16 protein-coding genes and 1 other RNA gene are annotated in these 16,017 nt (G+C 42.1%); 8 read left to right on the forward strand and 9 right to left on the reverse strand.

What is annotated here, in order from left to right:
- Positions 1-100 precede the first annotated feature (100 nt).
- From LDM98_RS07225 to LDM98_RS07245, 5 genes are read right to left on the reverse strand one after another with little or no spacing between them, the layout of a single operon-like run.
- On the reverse strand, positions 101-955 hold the full coding sequence (locus tag LDM98_RS07225) for an ABC transporter ATP-binding protein (protein WP_223898689.1): 855 nt from the start codon (positions 953-955) through the stop codon (positions 101-103).
- Positions 955-1,650, reverse strand: a complete 696-nt coding sequence (gene modB / locus LDM98_RS07230; RefSeq protein WP_223898691.1) for a molybdate ABC transporter permease subunit — start codon at positions 1,648-1,650, stop codon at positions 955-957. The genes LDM98_RS07225 and modB overlap by 1 nt, the downstream gene beginning before the upstream one ends.
- On the reverse strand, positions 1,647-2,045 hold the full coding sequence (locus tag LDM98_RS07235) for a molybdopterin-binding protein (RefSeq protein WP_223898697.1): 399 nt from the start codon (positions 2,043-2,045) through the stop codon (positions 1,647-1,649). The genes modB and LDM98_RS07235 overlap by 4 nt, the downstream gene beginning before the upstream one ends.
- Positions 2,042-2,788, reverse strand: a complete 747-nt coding sequence (modA, locus tag LDM98_RS07240; RefSeq protein ID WP_223898698.1) for a molybdate ABC transporter substrate-binding protein — start codon at positions 2,786-2,788, stop codon at positions 2,042-2,044. Before modA ends, LDM98_RS07235 begins: the two co-directional genes overlap by 4 nt.
- 30 nt (positions 2,789-2,818) lie before the next feature.
- Positions 2,819-4,258, reverse strand: a complete 1,440-nt coding sequence (locus LDM98_RS07245) for an OprD family outer membrane porin (RefSeq protein ID WP_223898699.1) — start codon at positions 4,256-4,258, stop codon at positions 2,819-2,821.
- Between the two features lie 324 nt (positions 4,259-4,582).
- On the opposite strand from LDM98_RS07245, the gene ssrA reads away from it, so the two are divergent.
- The 3 genes from ssrA to LDM98_RS07260 all read left to right on the forward strand — a co-directional run bounded on the left by ssrA (position 4,583) and on the right by LDM98_RS07260 (position 6,545).
- Positions 4,583-4,957: a transfer-messenger RNA gene (ssrA, locus tag LDM98_RS07250) on the forward strand.
- Positions 4,958-5,129: 172 nt separating this feature from the next.
- Positions 5,130-5,741 carry a porin family protein gene (locus LDM98_RS07255; protein ID WP_223898700.1) on the forward strand — a complete coding sequence of 204 codons (612 nt, stop codon included), beginning with the start codon at positions 5,130-5,132 and terminating at the stop codon, positions 5,739-5,741.
- A gap of 33 nt (positions 5,742-5,774) precedes the next feature.
- Positions 5,775-6,545: a hypothetical protein gene (locus LDM98_RS07260; RefSeq protein ID WP_223898701.1), complete on the forward strand. Its 771-nt coding sequence runs from the start codon at positions 5,775-5,777 to the stop codon at positions 6,543-6,545.
- A gap of 87 nt (positions 6,546-6,632) precedes the next feature.
- Here the strand turns inward: LDM98_RS07260 and LDM98_RS07265 are convergent, their stop codons facing one another.
- Entirely contained in the window at positions 6,633-7,637 is a 1,005-nt protein-coding gene (locus LDM98_RS07265) for an alanine racemase (RefSeq protein WP_223898702.1), read from the reverse strand.
- 40 nt (positions 7,638-7,677) lie between these two features.
- Between LDM98_RS07265 and LDM98_RS07270 the strand changes: the two genes are divergently transcribed.
- Entirely contained in the window at positions 7,678-8,706 is a 1,029-nt protein-coding gene (locus LDM98_RS07270) for an agmatine deiminase family protein (protein WP_223898704.1), read from the forward strand.
- 11 nt (positions 8,707-8,717) lie between these two features.
- Positions 8,718-9,590 carry a carbon-nitrogen hydrolase gene (locus tag LDM98_RS07275; protein ID WP_223898706.1) on the forward strand — a complete coding sequence of 291 codons (873 nt, stop codon included), beginning with the start codon at positions 8,718-8,720 and terminating at the stop codon, positions 9,588-9,590.
- Between the two features lie 39 nt (positions 9,591-9,629).
- Here LDM98_RS07275 and LDM98_RS07280 read toward each other — a convergent pair whose 3' ends face one another.
- Positions 9,630-10,193 (reverse strand): NUDIX domain-containing protein, encoded by a 564-nt coding sequence (locus LDM98_RS07280; RefSeq protein WP_223898707.1) that lies wholly within the window; start codon positions 10,191-10,193, stop codon positions 9,630-9,632.
- Positions 10,168-11,463 carry a peptidoglycan DD-metalloendopeptidase family protein gene (locus LDM98_RS07285; protein ID WP_223898708.1) on the reverse strand — a complete coding sequence of 432 codons (1,296 nt, stop codon included), beginning with the start codon at positions 11,461-11,463 and terminating at the stop codon, positions 10,168-10,170. The genes LDM98_RS07280 and LDM98_RS07285 overlap by 26 nt, the downstream gene beginning before the upstream one ends.
- Before the next feature lie 142 nt (positions 11,464-11,605).
- Between LDM98_RS07285 and LDM98_RS07290 the strand changes: the two genes are divergently transcribed.
- From LDM98_RS07290 to LDM98_RS07300, 3 genes are all read left to right on the forward strand, one after another.
- Complete coding sequence (locus LDM98_RS07290) at positions 11,606-12,289, forward strand: plasminogen-binding N-terminal domain-containing protein (protein WP_223898709.1); 684 nt, start codon at positions 11,606-11,608, stop codon at positions 12,287-12,289.
- Between the two features lie 12 nt (positions 12,290-12,301).
- Positions 12,302-13,690: an FAD-binding oxidoreductase gene (locus tag LDM98_RS07295; protein WP_223898710.1), complete on the forward strand. Its 1,389-nt coding sequence runs from the start codon at positions 12,302-12,304 to the stop codon at positions 13,688-13,690.
- A 96-nt stretch (positions 13,691-13,786) separates the two neighbouring features.
- Positions 13,787-14,620, forward strand: coding sequence for a YihY family inner membrane protein (locus LDM98_RS07300; RefSeq protein WP_223898711.1), 834 nt, complete (start codon positions 13,787-13,789; stop codon positions 14,618-14,620).
- A gap of 89 nt (positions 14,621-14,709) precedes the next feature.
- Here the strand turns inward: LDM98_RS07300 and LDM98_RS07305 are convergent, their stop codons facing one another.
- Complete coding sequence (locus LDM98_RS07305; RefSeq protein WP_223898713.1) at positions 14,710-15,975, reverse strand: ComEC/Rec2 family competence protein; 1,266 nt, start codon at positions 15,973-15,975, stop codon at positions 14,710-14,712.
- Positions 15,976-16,017: the final 42 nt, after the last annotated feature.

A 16,017-nucleotide genomic window follows, 5' to 3' on the forward strand; every position in this document is an offset into this window, starting at 1 on the left:
CTCCAGCCATAACTTTACCCTAAGTTTCTAAAAGAGTGTGATGGAGCGATGCATTGATCCAGTGCCCCTGCTTACAACAATTTACGGGAAATATGCAGTTTTATACTTGTCTGAGAAGTGGAGCAAATGCTTTTGTACCCAGTGTTACTTTGTCACCTATCTTCAAAGAAGATGCCTCTTGGGGGCTTATAACCACTTCAACCAATTGTTGCCCGATAGAGACGATGGCGACCCTAATGATATCCATCTGTATGATATCAAGCAGCTCCCCTTCAAATGAAAATTTTTGACTTCCGCTTGTTTTAAGCAAAGCCCTTTTAGGCGTATCATCCTGGATGATCTTCCCATGATCAAGTACAACCACCCTGTTTGCCAGACGATAGATCTCGCTTGGATCATGGCTCACCATGATCGTAGTCGTACCAAAATCTTTGTGCAGGGTCAGTATCTCCTGCTGTAACTTCGTACGCATTTCCGGATCCAGTGCGGAAAGAGGCTCATCCATAAGCAAGAGCTTCGGACGATTCATCATCGCACGGCAAAGGCTTACACGTTGTTTTTGACCCCCGCTAAGTGTAGAGGGAAGACGCGCTTTGAGTTCAGTAAGCCCTGTCATCTCCAACAAGTGTTCTGCCAGTGCATGATCTTTCTGTACAAAAAGAAGATTTTGAAGCACCGTCATATTAGGGAACAGTGCATAGTCCTGGAAAACAAATCCTATCTTTCGTTTCTGTGGTGGCAAGGTATGTTTTTCATCCATCCATAGTTCATCGCCTACTTTCAAGGATCCGTGGGCCCTTTCAAGCCCTGCGATGATCCTCAAAAGTGTCGTTTTACCGCTTCCGCTCTGGCCTGCCAGTGCTATGAACTCTCCCTCTTTGATCTTAAGATCGACCGTAAGCTCCATCTCCCCTATACTGCCAAAAAGGGTTTTGTTGATATCGATCTCTATCATCAAAAGCCACCCAGTTTTTTATTTTGTTTGCGATTGAAAACATAGACACCCAAAAGGACCAAAAAGCTTAGGATCACCATGATCGCACTGTAGATGTGTGCTGCTTTGTAATCCATGATCTCCACCATCTCATAGATCGCCACCGATGCCACTTTGGTTTCTCCGGGGATACTTCCTCCCACCATCAATACAACACCAAACTCACCTACCGTGTGTGCAAAGGTCACAATGATCGCTGTCATCAGTGCCGGTTTTATATTGGGAAGTGCCACTTTGAGTATCGTCATCCATGTTCCCTGACCGCAGATATACGAGGCATCCAGCATATTTTTATTCAAACTTTCAAAACCGCTCTGCATCGGCTGTACCATAAAAGGAAGGCTGTAAAAACAACTGGCGATCACTAGTCCCGTGAAATTGAAAACCAACTTGACGCCGAATGTCTCTTCAAAAAATGCACCGACAGGAGAGTTATGAGAAAGTGCCCAGAGGATATAAAATCCCAGGACCGACGGGGGCAATACGATCGGTAATGCCGTGACCGCTTCAAGAAACGGTTTGATCTTTGATCTTGTTTGGGATAAATACCATGCCAAAGGTAAAGCGATCACAAACAGGATCAAAGTGGTCAACCCGGCGAGTTTAAAAGAGATCAGAAACGGTTCCAGTTCAATACCCATAAATACTTCGCTCATGCAAGTACCTTTGAAACTGATAGTACGGTAGATTTTATCAGTGCAGTGACCTGATCGCCTACTTCCAGTCCGAGTCTTTCAGTTGAAGCTACAGTAATCATCGACTCTACACGGTTTTCTGAAATATCCAAAAGAATACGTGCCAACAATTTACCTTTTTCTATCGCAACGACTTTAGCTGAGAGCTGATTGGAATAACTGAGCATACCACGCAGGTTTTTACCTATGGCAACACTGGATGCATTCACACTGAGTAGACAGTCTGAACCTATACTCACTACTTCATCCAACTCCAAACTTACCATCGTGAGGGTTTGCTCCCCCAAAGCGAATGTCACGATGTTTACCCCATCGTGACATTGAATCGATTGTACTGTGGCTACAAGATCACTCATGGTACCAAATATCCATAGTTTTGTAAAATCTCTTTTGCCTTGGCACTCAACATAAATATATAGAATGCTGCCACTTCACTGTTCTTTTCTCCGTTACTTAGCACAACCATCCCCTGATTGATAGGTGTATAGAGTTCCGGGTCCACATCTGCCCAATTCACTCCCTCTTTAAAATGTGCCATCTTGGGACTGTAGAGTGACGATTTTGCGATGAAGCCGATATCTGCTGCAGTTACTGCATAGGAAACCGTCTGTGAGATTGATTCCGCATAGACAAACTTCTTTTCCACTGCCTCAAACACACCACCGTTTTTCATCGCTTCTACCGCTGCTTTCCCGTAAGGTGCTGTTTTAGGATTGGCCACAGCAATTTTTTGAATTGTAGCATCTTTTATAAGTGCTATACCTTTTTTGAAGTCCTGCTTTCTGTTACTTAAATAAGCCAATGACCCCTGTGCATACACAAGTGGTCTGGTGACAGCGATACCTTCTTTATAAAGAGCCTCAGGATATTTCATATTTGCCGCCATAAATAGCTGGTAGGGGGCGCCATTCTTGATCTGTGCAGTGAGCTTCCCGCTGCTTCCAAGTGTTACTTGAACCTTTGTCTCCGGATAAAGTACATTGAATGCTTTTTTCAGATCGTCAATCGCATAACTGACATTAGCCGCTACAGCGACTTTGATCTCACCTGCATGCAGGCTCATCATTCCAAAAAGTAAAGATAAAAGTATCTTTTTCATTGTTTTCCTTTTTTATTGTATACACATCTATTAAAACAGATAATTGATCTCAAATCTGAATTCATTGTAAGATGAGTCTGCTTTCAATGACCCATCGCCTGCAACCGTATCATCATCACCCTCCACATAGGCTAGACGTGTTTTCATATAGAATCCAGGTAAACTGTCGAACTCTTTGAGTACATCAAGTGTCAAAACATTATTGTCTGATTGTACCCCTGGCTTATAGTCATCAAAGTCCTGTACCGCATAACGCATAAACGCTTTTAATCTCGATACCACCCCAGCCTTGTCAAAGTCATAGTCTGCCCTTGCCATATATGTTTGGGTATTGGCATACCAGTTGTACTGTGCCATTGCCCTGGTAAACCCGCCTGTTGGGAATCCCCTCCAGGGCGCGATCAAATCTCCCTCATCAGCGATCTTCGTATATCCAAAACGAAGTTTCCATGCATTTTGGGCCAGATCGACCTTCGCACCAAAAAGCGCACTCTCAAGACTCTCAGGATCGTCATAGCCAAAGGTCTTTGTGTTTAGATTCGCACCTCCTATTATTCCTGCTCCATTATCAAACTGTTTCATATAACGAAGTGCCGGCGTAATTTTTAGATCATCCATAGTAAATGTATAATCTGCCTGCACCATTGCCGAAGAGACCAGGTCAGGAACGGCTGTATAGTTAAAGGTCAGTAACAAGTTCTCCATACTGCTGTTCTTGGCTTCGACTGTCACAAGCCTGTCATCGATACCAGCTGCATTTAGCTTGGACAGTGTAAGTCCTTTATGCATCGCCGAATCATCATTTTCAGTATATTTTGCATAGGGATCGCTTGGATCATCTCCATATGCCAAAAGATGATGGAACGTGGTGTGGTCCCTTAGTTTTTGTTTGGTAAGATAAGCAGCTTGCAGCTTGGTATCAGACAGTGCAAGACTGTAGAGTGCAACACCTTCAAAAGTATTCGGTATCATCTTTGTATCATTGCTTTTGGTCAAAAAGCTTTCATAGATAAGCCTTCCGAACTGTACATCAAGATGTGCATGTTTATACTCCAGGTACGCCTGAGCCAGTGAGGTCATGCCATATTTTCCCTGTGTCAGCACATCATATCTGTTTAAAACGTCTTTACCTGCCTTATAGATCGCTGCATCTTCATCATCCATATGCCAAGGGTTCTGTGTGGTATAAAGCCCGGCCGTAAAGCCAAAGCCATTGAGGTAAGCACTCTTATAGACCAGGCTCCCTCCTGTTCCCATAACATAATGTGTTTCTCCTTTGTCACCCCAAAAATAGTTGAAACGCAGCCTGCCGTAAAACTCCCCTTTGGTTAACATATCCCCTATGTTGTCTACTTGAGACGGTGTCTTTTGATAAACGACCTGCATATTGGATTTTAGTGTATGTTTTATATCTGCTGAAGCTGCACTCAATGCTAATGTAGCAAGTGATGCTGCAAAAATCGGTTTCATATATCTCCCTTATATAGTTTTGTATATAACGAACATCATAGCTATAAGTAATTTCGTAGTGCAAAGTCTAACGTTATATACCTTAAGATATAACGTATAGCGACAAAAATTCTCAATAACTTAGAAATATCGTACACACTTGGTTGGAATCCATAGACTTCACAATGGTATGTGCAATATCTGTTCTGTAGGTACATAATGATAAGCCATATCGTAACTCTTTTTTATCTTCTATCGTATATAGAGATCGCTTTACAGAACATTGTTCGATTTACTTCTAAGCTCTTGACAAAGTAACCGAAAAGTGATATTATCCGGCCATATGGGGATGACTTGGTTTCGACTGGAGTAGTCGGGGCTATGTGCATGTCGGACTGGGCAATTCCGTTACGCGGCCCACACGCGAATAAACGCAAACAATACAGATTATCGTCCAGCTTACGCAGTAGCGTAAGTCATTAACCCCGCAAACGCGGAGGACTGCTTCGCCGGTGAGTGTCATCTTAACCGGATCTTGAAGTATCACATCTGATGACTATGCTCCCTGGAAGCTATGCCAGGGTGTGAGAATTCTAGCTCGTCCTGTAAAGTTTTGAGTGTAGTACAAAACAGGATTAAAATTAACAACACTGTCTAAGCATGTAGAGTCATGGTTCTATCTATTTTAGGACAGGGGTTCAATTCCCCTCATCTCCACCAAACTACAATTTAACACAACTTCTCATAATACAATATCAAATAATACATACAACTTGTGTGCAGTAAGCATATTTCATAATCATAACCTTTGCTATTTCTTAATCTTTGTTTTATTTAGTTTTTCATAATATATTATTATATAAATCTATAAATCAAAGGAAGGGGTAATAAGATGACAAAGAGTCTTTTATCATTGGTATCGATCATGGTACTAAGTGGGCCAGCCTATGCTGGTGGGGACATGACAACGGTTATAGAACCCGTTGTCGAGATACCTGAAGTGAAGGTTAATCCTTTTTATATAGGCGTAGGTATGGGTGAAGCATATGTCAATGATGATACGACAGATGAAGAGATCTCTGCAACAACATTGATGCTGCAAGCAGGATACAAATACAATGATTATCTCGCATTTGAAGGTCGTTATACCTTTGGTCTGGGTGGATCTGATTATGATGCAGGTAACCTAACAGGTATCACTAATCCATATGACGGTGATCTTTCTACCTGGGGAGTGTATCTAAAACCAATCTATCCTATAGGAGGTATTTCACTCTATGCTCTTTTGGGGTATGGTGAGATTATGCTTGATGATCTTGCAGGTGGTGATGCCGTTGAAGATGGATTCCAGTGGGGACTTGGCGCAAGTTATTCGTTCACGGAAGAGATTTCTGTATTTGCAGACTATGTTTCTTTGTATGATGATACAGGGTTTGACTACAGGGCAAAAAGTGATGACGTAACTGCAGACACATGGACAGTCGGCTTCTCTTATAACTTCTAGAAAGGATAGATCATGAAAATAACAAACTTTAAAATGTACCCTCTTATGATTGCAGTTTCTGCATTTTTAGCTTTAAGTGGATGTGACGGTACCACAGGCATATCCTCTGACAGTGGTATGCTTACCCAATCACCGCAAGTCCCACCAACAGAAGCGGAATGCCTTCTGGCTTCTGGGGGATATGAAACTATAGTGATCCAAGATATTCATGATAACAATAGAACCTGGCTAGACAGAAACCTGGGTGCAAGTGAAGTAGCAGCTGGTCCTTATGATGAAGCTGCATTCGGTCATTACTATCAGTGGGGTCGTGCTGCTGACGGACATCAAGAGAACACCTCAGAGACAAATGATACATTAGCCACAACACTGGAAGGCAACGATCCCAATACGGATTGGTATGGAAAGTTTATCTTATCAAATAGAACAAATCTAGACTGGGCAGCTTCGAACATTGATAATGATGGTAGTCTAAGAGAACAATCCTGGAGTACTCCATATGATCCTAATCAAATTTGTCCATGCGGATATATTGTACCTACTGCTCAAGACTTTGTTGATCTAAATTTGTCTGATCCCAATACTGCAGATATATTTAAAATAGCATATACTGATCGTAGGGCAGCTGAGGATGGTTCTATCCCTCTTCCTACTGATCGTCGACTAGCCATTTATTGGACAACGACTCACGACAATAACGATAGTCACTACTATGCAATGTATTTTGGAGAGCCGGGAAAAATTTGGGACAATGGAAAACGAGGTGCAGGTGTTCCAGTACGCTGTATTAAACCTGTACCGTAGGAAATGTTTAACCAATAACCTAAAAGAAAAATTTATTGCAAATTATTTCCCCGTTCCATCTCATTTGAGATGGAATACTACATTCATTTAAACCACTTCTTTTGGCAGTTCAGCAGATAATGCCGTAGTCACTTCATAAGAGATAGTTCCGAACTGTTTTGCAGCTGTTTGTGCATCATTCATCACACATACTTCTTCTTTTTCAGATTCAAGAGAGATAGAATCCATGGATACACGTCCGAGTATAGGTAAACCTTCACTTGTTATATAGGGTTGAGTACTGTCTCCCCTGGACCATCCATCACCGTATCCTAGGTCATAAGTAGATATCATCATATCCTGTACAGCGATGAAATCTCCTCCGTACCCCAGGCGTTCACCTGCTCTTAATTCTCTTGTAGAGATCTTGTTGGCATACAAGGACATGACTGGACGTAATGCCGCCTCATCAAAACTGTCCGGTAACTCATTATATCCATACACGCCTATACCTGCACGAACCAGATCTTCATCAAAACTTTTCGTACGAAGAATTGCAGCTGTATTATGCGAATGTACTCTTACATTCCTAAAGCCCATTTCTTTTACTCTTTGTTTCACACGTTCAAACTGTTTTTTCTGCCAAAAGAATTCAGAACTCAGTTCATCTCCACTGCGGTAGTGTGTCATCACGCCTACAAGATTTAGCCCTTGTGCTTTGATCAAAGCAAATGCTTCATCCATCTCATCCAAAGCTATCCCGTTACGGTGCATTCCCGTATCTACTTTGAGTTCAACCTTGGCACCTTTCCGGGCTTTTTTGATATCTTCTAAACTATTGATCGTAAAAGAATATTTCTCATCTTTGATAATACTGTCACCAAGTATCAGTATCGTTTCAAAGAGAGATCTGATCTGATCTGCTTCTGCCATCTTCCGTACGACCGCATGTCTGATACCAAACTCTGATGCCAGTCTTCCCATCAGTTCGAGTCCGTGACCATATGCATTGTCTTTAAGGACGATCGCGATCTTCTCAACTGAGCCAGTTTTTAGTGCAATTTGGTTAAGATTATGATAGAAATTTTGTTTATTTATTTTAATAAATGCCATGACGAGATTATACCAAAATAGATAATAAATAAGGGACAAGATGCAAAAAGATCTAAAAGTGGTGATGCCGGCAGAATGGGAAAGGCAGCGTGCTGTATTGTTGTCCTTTCCTCATGAAGAGACAGACTGGCATGATCGAGACAATCCGGCAGACTTGGAAGCCAGTCTATCACCGTTTATACGCATCGCTCAGGCTATCGCTTACGGAGAAGCAGTTTACATTATCTGTAAAGAGAAAGAAAAAATTGCAAATATGTTCTGTTCCACACGGAACATGACTTTCATAGAGATACCAACGAACGATACCTGGATACGTGACTACGGATACATCAGTATTAAAGAAAATGATGAAGTAAAGCTTCTGGATTTCACTTTTGATGGTTGGGGCGGTAAATTTGAAGCCTCTCTTGACAATGCTGTCAACACTGCTTTACATCAAAAAGGATACCTTGGGACCACCCCTCTCGAACAGATCGATTTTGTCCTTGAAGGAGGCTCGATAGAGAGTGATGGAGAGGGAACCATCCTCACCACTTCAGAATGCCTTTGCAACCCGAACAGAAACGGCGGCCTGAATAAAAAAGAGATAGAAGAGAAGCTGCATACCTATCTGGGTGCGCAGAGGGTTTTATGGCTGGACCATGGATATCTTGCAGGCGATGATACAGACAGTCATATAGACACCTTGGCCAGATTTGTCAATACAACGACCATCATGTATGTCAAGTGTGAAGACAAAGAAGATGAACATTACGAAGCCCTGCAGCAGATGGAAGCACAACTACAGGGATTTACCACAGTTGAAGGGAAACCCTACACTTTGATCCCGCTTCCGATGTGTGAAGCGAAATATAATGATGATGGAGAAAGACTCCCGGCAACCTATGCCAACTTTCTCATTACCAATGATGCACTGATCTACCCTACTTACGATGATAAAAATGACACTAAGGTCGGAGAGATATTTAAAGGAGTATTTCCCGACAGGGAGATCATCCCGGTCAATTGTTTAAAACTCATAGAACAAGGCGGGAGTCTACACTGTTCTACGATGCAGATAGTATATTAAAAAGGATTCTTATGAAAACAGCACTGATCCAACAGGCTTACCATGGCAACAAAGCACAAACCGCTCAAGTCACAGTAGAGAAGATACAGGAGGCCGCACAAAACGGTGCAGAGCTTGTTGTCTTGCAGGAGCTTCATCAAACAGAATACTTCTGTCAAAGTGAAGATACAAAATTTTTTGATTATGCCGCCCATTTTGAAGCTGATGTAGCATTTTGGAGCACTATTGCAAAAGAGAACAGTGTGGTATTGGTCACTTCACTTTTTGAAAAACGTGCAGCAGGCCTCTACCATAATACTGCTGTGGTCTTCGAAAAAGATGGCTCTGTTGCAGGTAAATACCGAAAAATGCATATCCCTGATGATCCTGGATTCTATGAGAAGTTTTACTTTACCCCGGGGGACCTCGGTTTTGAACCTATACAAACTTCTGTTGGGAAACTGGGTGTACTGGTCTGCTGGGACCAATGGTACCCGGAAGCAGCACGTGCCATGGCACTCAAAGGAGCGGAAATGCTTATCTATCCTACTGCTATTGGCTGGTTTGAAGCGGACAGCGAAGAAGAAAAGGCCAGACAACTTGACAGCTGGATCACTATACAGCGTTCTCATGCCATTGCCAACGGGTTACCGGTACTGAGCTGTAACCGTGTAGGCTTTGAAGCAGATTGTGCCGGGGTGATGGCCGGTACACGTTTTTGGGGGAACTCTTTTGTCTGTGGTGCACAGGGAGAGATGATCGTTCATGCGGATGACAAGAGCGAAACGATCCTCTATGCAGAGATCGAACATGCGCGTACCAAAGAGGTACGTGATATCTGGCCATTTTTACGTGACAGACGTATAGAGGAGTATCAGTGTCTTCTCAAAAGGTATTGTGACTAGCGCTTTTTCTGCAGGTGCGGCATATGGGTCAAGAGAGATCTAATTCCTCTCGAACCACCACATGAATGCAAACATGAGACCCGGCGTTTTTGCGATGCTTTCATCATAGAGAAATTTCTTTGCTTCCTCTGTCGGCAGGTAGACAACCTCTATCTGTTCATGATCCACACCTCCGCCTTCACTGACTTTCATACGCTCCTCGACTTCGGCAAAATAGAGTGTCTGTTTACTTCCTGCAAAGCCCACCGAGGTATGAAAAGAAGTGATCTTTTGAATGTTTGAAAGGGGGATATCATAGCCGCACTCCTCTTCTACCTCTTCTTTAGCAATTTCTGCCAGAGAAAGTGCCTTATCTACGATACCTGCACACAGTTCTATGGTCATCCCATTTTCATTGTTCAAGTACACTGCAGGACGGAACTGTTTTACCAGAACAAATGATCTCTTCTCTTTATGGTAAAGAAGAATGGCAACACTGTCATGTGCTTCAACGATCTCCCATGATTTTTCAATACCTTCTTGTTCGTAGGTGGCAAATGATGTGGATATGAACTTGGCATTGACCAAAGGCTGAAGTTTAAAGTGCTTGATCTTTTTTCCCATCTTCTACCCTCATGCTTGTTTGTTCATATCCATCCCATATAAAAAGTGGGCTTCCCTCTTTGAGATATGCCAAAAGTTTTTCTTCATTCTCTTTGGCATTCTTGATCACGACTTTTTTATATTTCGTTTTGGTCACATCCTTATATTCGGTAATCTTCTTCAAGACGGTATCTTTGATCGACGTCTTGTGCAGGACTCGCATCGGGTCAATCCATCTTCCGTTTTTCTTCATTCCAAAATGCAAATGGGGGCCTGTACTTCGTCCTGTACTTCCAACATACCCGATGATCTGACCTTTCTTTACCCGCTCTCCTCTTTTTGCACGTATACGGCTCTGATGGGCATAGAGTGATTCATACCCGCCAGGATGTTTGATCTTCACCACTTTGCCATACCCTCTCATACTACCGGAAAAACTGACTTTCCCTGCATTGACTGCAAGAAGCGGTGTTCCCCTTCTTGCACCAAAGTCTGTACCATGATGCGGGCGATACCGTTTCAATATAGGATGATATCTTCTATGAGTGAATGAGGAAGTGATACGGACATGACGTAAAGGCATACCAAAACGTGAAGAAGTACTTTTTACAGGGACCCTGCGGGTGTAGATTACTTTTTCCTTACCTGTGACCGTATACGCTTGAGACTTTTTAGTGCTCTTATAGCCATAACCATCTTCATCTGCATAGATAAACTGTTGTTTCTTCCTAGATTCAATCATCGCGATTTTAATAGATGGCATAGTGTGTGGTTGGCCCATTCTCGTTTTTTGTGCATAGAGGAAAGAGACTTTGTCTCCCTTTCGAAACTTTTTCGCATTCACAGTGCCCTTAAAAAGCTGCCCGATCTTATCTGCGAGTGCAGGATGATGTAATGCATTGTTTACATCCGTATAGAGATTTTGTTCTATGGTGACCGTAGCACTGTATTCTTTTTCTTTATACTCTATAGGAATAATATCGAAATTATACACATCGCTGTTATGCTCTTTGGCCAGCCTTATCTGCATCTCTTCCCCTATCGGGATCAATGCCTGTTCAAGTGTACCGTTGGTGTCTTTTAACTCGTAATAAAGTTGGTCTCCCTCAATTTCGGAGAGAAACTGGATATCTGCTTTTGAAATATCATTGAGTATCTCTTTAGAGATCTTTTTGGAATCTAGATAATCTGAAAATGTTTTCCCTTTTTCCCAATGTCCAAGCGTTACTTTCGCGCCAAATAAGGAACTTGAGACCAAGATCCATACCACTATATTTTTTAGACTTCCCATTCTCTACTATTATCCCTACTGCTTAGTTGGACATTATTATAACTTAAGTAGGTTAATCTACCTACTATACTAAAAACATCAATAAACTTTTACTATATTGCTTGTATAATCAATACCATTATTTAACACTTAAAGGACCGCTATGCACAAAATAGCTCTTATTGCGCTACTCTCTCTACCGCTCTTTGCAGGTTTTTTCCCGCAAACAGTGCACACTTCTGTCAAATCTGTAAATGGAGAGACCATTACACTCAACAAACAATTTCCTGTTGATGGTATGAGTGGTGTTGTAATACATAATTACGGCAATGACCTGACAGCTATTACAAGTCGCATTGCCCAAACTTCAGCGAATAGATCCGTGGCATTGGTCAGTAAAGATATCCTCCATCATGATGAACTTCCTACCATCAAAACACCTATTTCAGTGAAGGACAAGGTCATTGGCGGATACCTTTATAATAATGTGCTTCTTTTAGCCCCGGATGCAGATACCTATGCAAAGATCACCTCTGAATATAGTAAAAAATGGATACATCCTGATCTCTTTGCCCTCTATCTTTCTACTGAAGGAGAAGAGAAACCAACAAGAGAAAACCTTGCGCGTTTTGCAAAAAAATATCAAGTAGGTCTTGTCTGTATCGTACGTAAAAACTCTGCTGTACTTTTAGACCCTATTTCTGCAAAAATTGTCTCTGAACAGTCAATGACCGATCTTCCCTCCAAAGGGTCATTCCCTTTTTACATGCGTTTGAAATCACTTGATTCAGAATGGTTCGGCAGTGATGTGAAGGGTAACTATTACGATACAATGAAATCTTTATAATGGAAGTCAGTCATGTTAGATAAAAAACATATAAAATATTTTGAAACACTTGTCGGGAAAGAGAATGTCTACAGCGATAAAGCACACCTCATCGCATACTCTTATGATGCTACACGCACACGCTATGAACCTGAAGCTGTGATCTTTCCAAGAGATGAAGCGGATGTCAGTGCGATTCTCAAATACTGCAATGAACATCAGATCGTCATTACACCAAGAGGGGCCGGTTCAGGGTTTACAGGTGGGGCACTTCCATCTCAAGGCGGTATCACGTTGGGGATGGAAAAACATATGAACAAGATCCTTGAGATCGATATGGAGAACATGGTAGCCGTAGTGCAGCCGGGTGTGATCAATATGGACCTGCAAAAAGCGGTTGAAGAGGTAGGACTTTTTTATCCGCCTGATCCTGCCAGTGAGCAGTATTCTACTCTCGGCGGGAACGTCAGTGAAAATGCCGGGGGTATGCGTGCAGCAAAATACGGTCTTACGAAAGACTATGTGATGGCGCTTCGTGCAGTACGTCCGAACGGTGACATCATCCGTGCAGGGAAACGTACCATCAAAGATGTGGCAGGCTATAACATAGCGGGGATTCTCATTGCAAGTGAAGGGACATTGGCTGTGATCACAGAGATCACACTGAAGCTCATTCCTAAACCTAAATTTACCAAAGCCTATATGGGTATCTTCCCTTCTGTGGATGATGCGATGAATGCGGTGTTCAAATCACTTGCCGCGGGTGCGAATCCTGTGGCCATGGAGTTTATGGATGACCTGGTGGTCCAGGCACTCAAAGAGAAACTGGGCATCAAACTACCGGAAGATGCAGGTGCGCTGCTCATCGGTGATGTGGATGGGAATGTGATCGAAGAGGTAGAATTTCAACTGGAAACCTTGGAAAGATCATTTAAAGAGAATGGTGCCCAGGATTTCATCATCGCACATGATGCCCAAAAAAGGGATGAACTTTGGTATGCAAGACGTAATGCTTCCCCATCTATCACGATCTTCGGGAGTAAAAAACTCAATGAAGATATCTCTGTGCCAAGAAGTATGCTGCCCGAAGCACTGGAGCGTATCTACGCAGTGGGAAAAAAATACGGCTTCAAAGTGCCATGTTTCGGACATGCAGGTGATGGGAATATCCATGTCAATGTCATGGTAGACGGTTCAGATGAAAAACAACTTCATGATGGACATCAGGCAATAGAAGAGATCTTCGAGCTTGTGGTAGAGATGGGAGGAACCCTGAGTGGCGAACATGGTATCGGTACGAGCAAGGCACCGTTCATGAACATCGCATTCAATGAGGTAGAACTTGATCTCTTCAAAAGTATTAAACAGGCTTTTGACCCTAACAACATACTCAATCCGGGAAAAATGGGATTACCTGGCTGATCGTATACACCTCTTCAGGATACACCTGCCCGAGTACAACAATTTTAATGTAGAGATTCCCGTGTTTTCACGGGAGTTACGTAGGAATCAATGACCATGCAAATCAATCCTCAATTCAAAAAAATCCTCAAAACCTATTACATCTTTTTACGTGATTTCCTCAGCGATCTTTTTGATAGCAGATTGGGACACTATGCATCCAGTTTGAGCTGGAGTACCCTTTTCTCTATCATTCCTTTCCTGGTGATCATGCTGGCTATTTTTACTACCATGCCTCTGTTTCATACGATGTATGCAAAAGTGGAAAAACTTATTTTTGCCAACCTTCTGCCTACGGATTCCAAAGTCATTATGGAATACCTTAATACCTTTATAGCAAACTCAGACAAATTGGGATATATAGGGGCATTCTATGTGATATTTGCCGCAGTCATGTTTTTCAAAGACTATGATTATATCGTGAATGACATCTTTTCAACACCCAAACGAACGATCTGGCAAGCCATGAAAACCTATCTTTTACTGATCATCACCATACCAACGATGATGGCTGCCTCTTTTTATCTCTCTGCATTCATACAAGGGTATCTCGATAAAAGCAGTCTCACCAGTATTATACATCTCTATGAAATTATTCCTTATTTCATCGTGTGGATGATGTTCTACATCGCCTACCAACTCTCTCCCCAGATGCATATAGAGGTCTCTGCTGCCCTGGCAAGTTCCTTCATCGCCTCTCTTGTATGGTACCTTTCCAAAAGTGCTTTTGTCTTCTATGTCGTCCACAATAAGACCTATGCAAGTATCTATGGAAGTATCAGTATCGCACTTTTTTTCTTTTTATGGATCTATATCTCATGGGCCATCTTCATTCATGGGCTTAAATTTTGTGCGCTACTGAACAAAAATGAAGAGATAGAGCATATATGAGACCCCTCAATCAATCACAGTCGTTTGTGATTGATAGGTTTGGCACCGATATGGTGGAGCAGCATGGCCCGTGCAGGAAACCGTAAGATTCATACTAAAAAAATATAATTCGCATACAATACTGCCAAACCTGTCACTGACCAAAAAAGTTTTTTACTCCATATAGCCCCTATAGATATGCCTATATACCCCACGATTGCCCAAAGAGGTAAAAGTGACTCTGTACTGCTTTTTGGCAGTGTAAACAATGCTGACAGACCTGTATCAAAAAGCGTACCCAAACCCAATAGATGCAGAACCATCACAAGAGGATAAAAAGGAATGAAGAGCAATGAAAGCAGAGGGGATAAAAGTTGATACCCGCTTGTCATAGGGAACACAGTATGTACGACAGGAAGCATCAGCACAAAAATACCCAGAGGTATGAAAAGCAAGGTGACCACCCATGCATTGAACCCTTTACTGTGCTGTAACACTAAAAAGATATAAAATACCCCTGCCACAGAAAGCCAAAAACTAAGAGAAACCAGCATCGAAGGGAAAAGTGCTACAAGGATCAGAACGATCGTAGTTAAAAAAGTAAAACTCAACAGTTCCAACCCCAACAAAAGTACCATCCATCCGACCAGTACCATCGCATAAGAACGCAGAAGAGAAGGCGGGAAATCGACAAACCATAAGTAGACACCTAAAAGTATCATAGCCATGGCTCCCACATCAAACAGTGCATGGCGGTAAGGGAAAAAGTGTTGCTGAAAGGGTCTATAAAGCAATAAAAGAAAACCATAGACCAGGCCCCACAGTATGCCCAGATGAAATCCGCTCAAGGCCACAAGATGGCTGACACCGAGCATACTGATCTTTTCTCTTAACTCTTTCTCTAACAAGGTAGCAAAAAATATCGCATTGTAAAATGAGCCTAAAGAGGTGTTTTCATGTTGTGAAGCCACTTTTTCCAATAACCTGTCTTTGAAGGTGACAGGAAGCACTTCTTGGCCTTTCATACGACTTTTCACATAAAAGGTGCCTAGATAGCCAACAAAAGAGATGTTCTTGTTTGGAAAGATCTGCAGACGCAGACGTTTGTGATCGAAATGATCTTGACTATAGTTCGTTGTATAAAAGGTCAACCCTTCTGTACTTCGAAGTTTGAGTACTTGATAGTGTTGATCTCCCTTAGACTTTTTATACGTATTCAATACATTTGCATGCGTGTAATAAAAGGGTTTTCCAATGAAATTTTGATAGGCTTGATATTCAAAAAAGAGCCGAATGAGTATCACAATCAGGAAAAAGAGCATCACCCAGATAAATGTTTTCTTCTCCGGGAATAGTTTTGGTTTTTCTAATTGCACAACAATTCCTTCAAAATCAACTCTGGTGAGTGGAGATACATT

This window comes from Sulfurovum sp. TSL1, assembly GCF_019972135.1.
Classification (GTDB): Bacteria; Campylobacterota; Campylobacteria; order Campylobacterales; family Sulfurovaceae; genus Sulfurovum.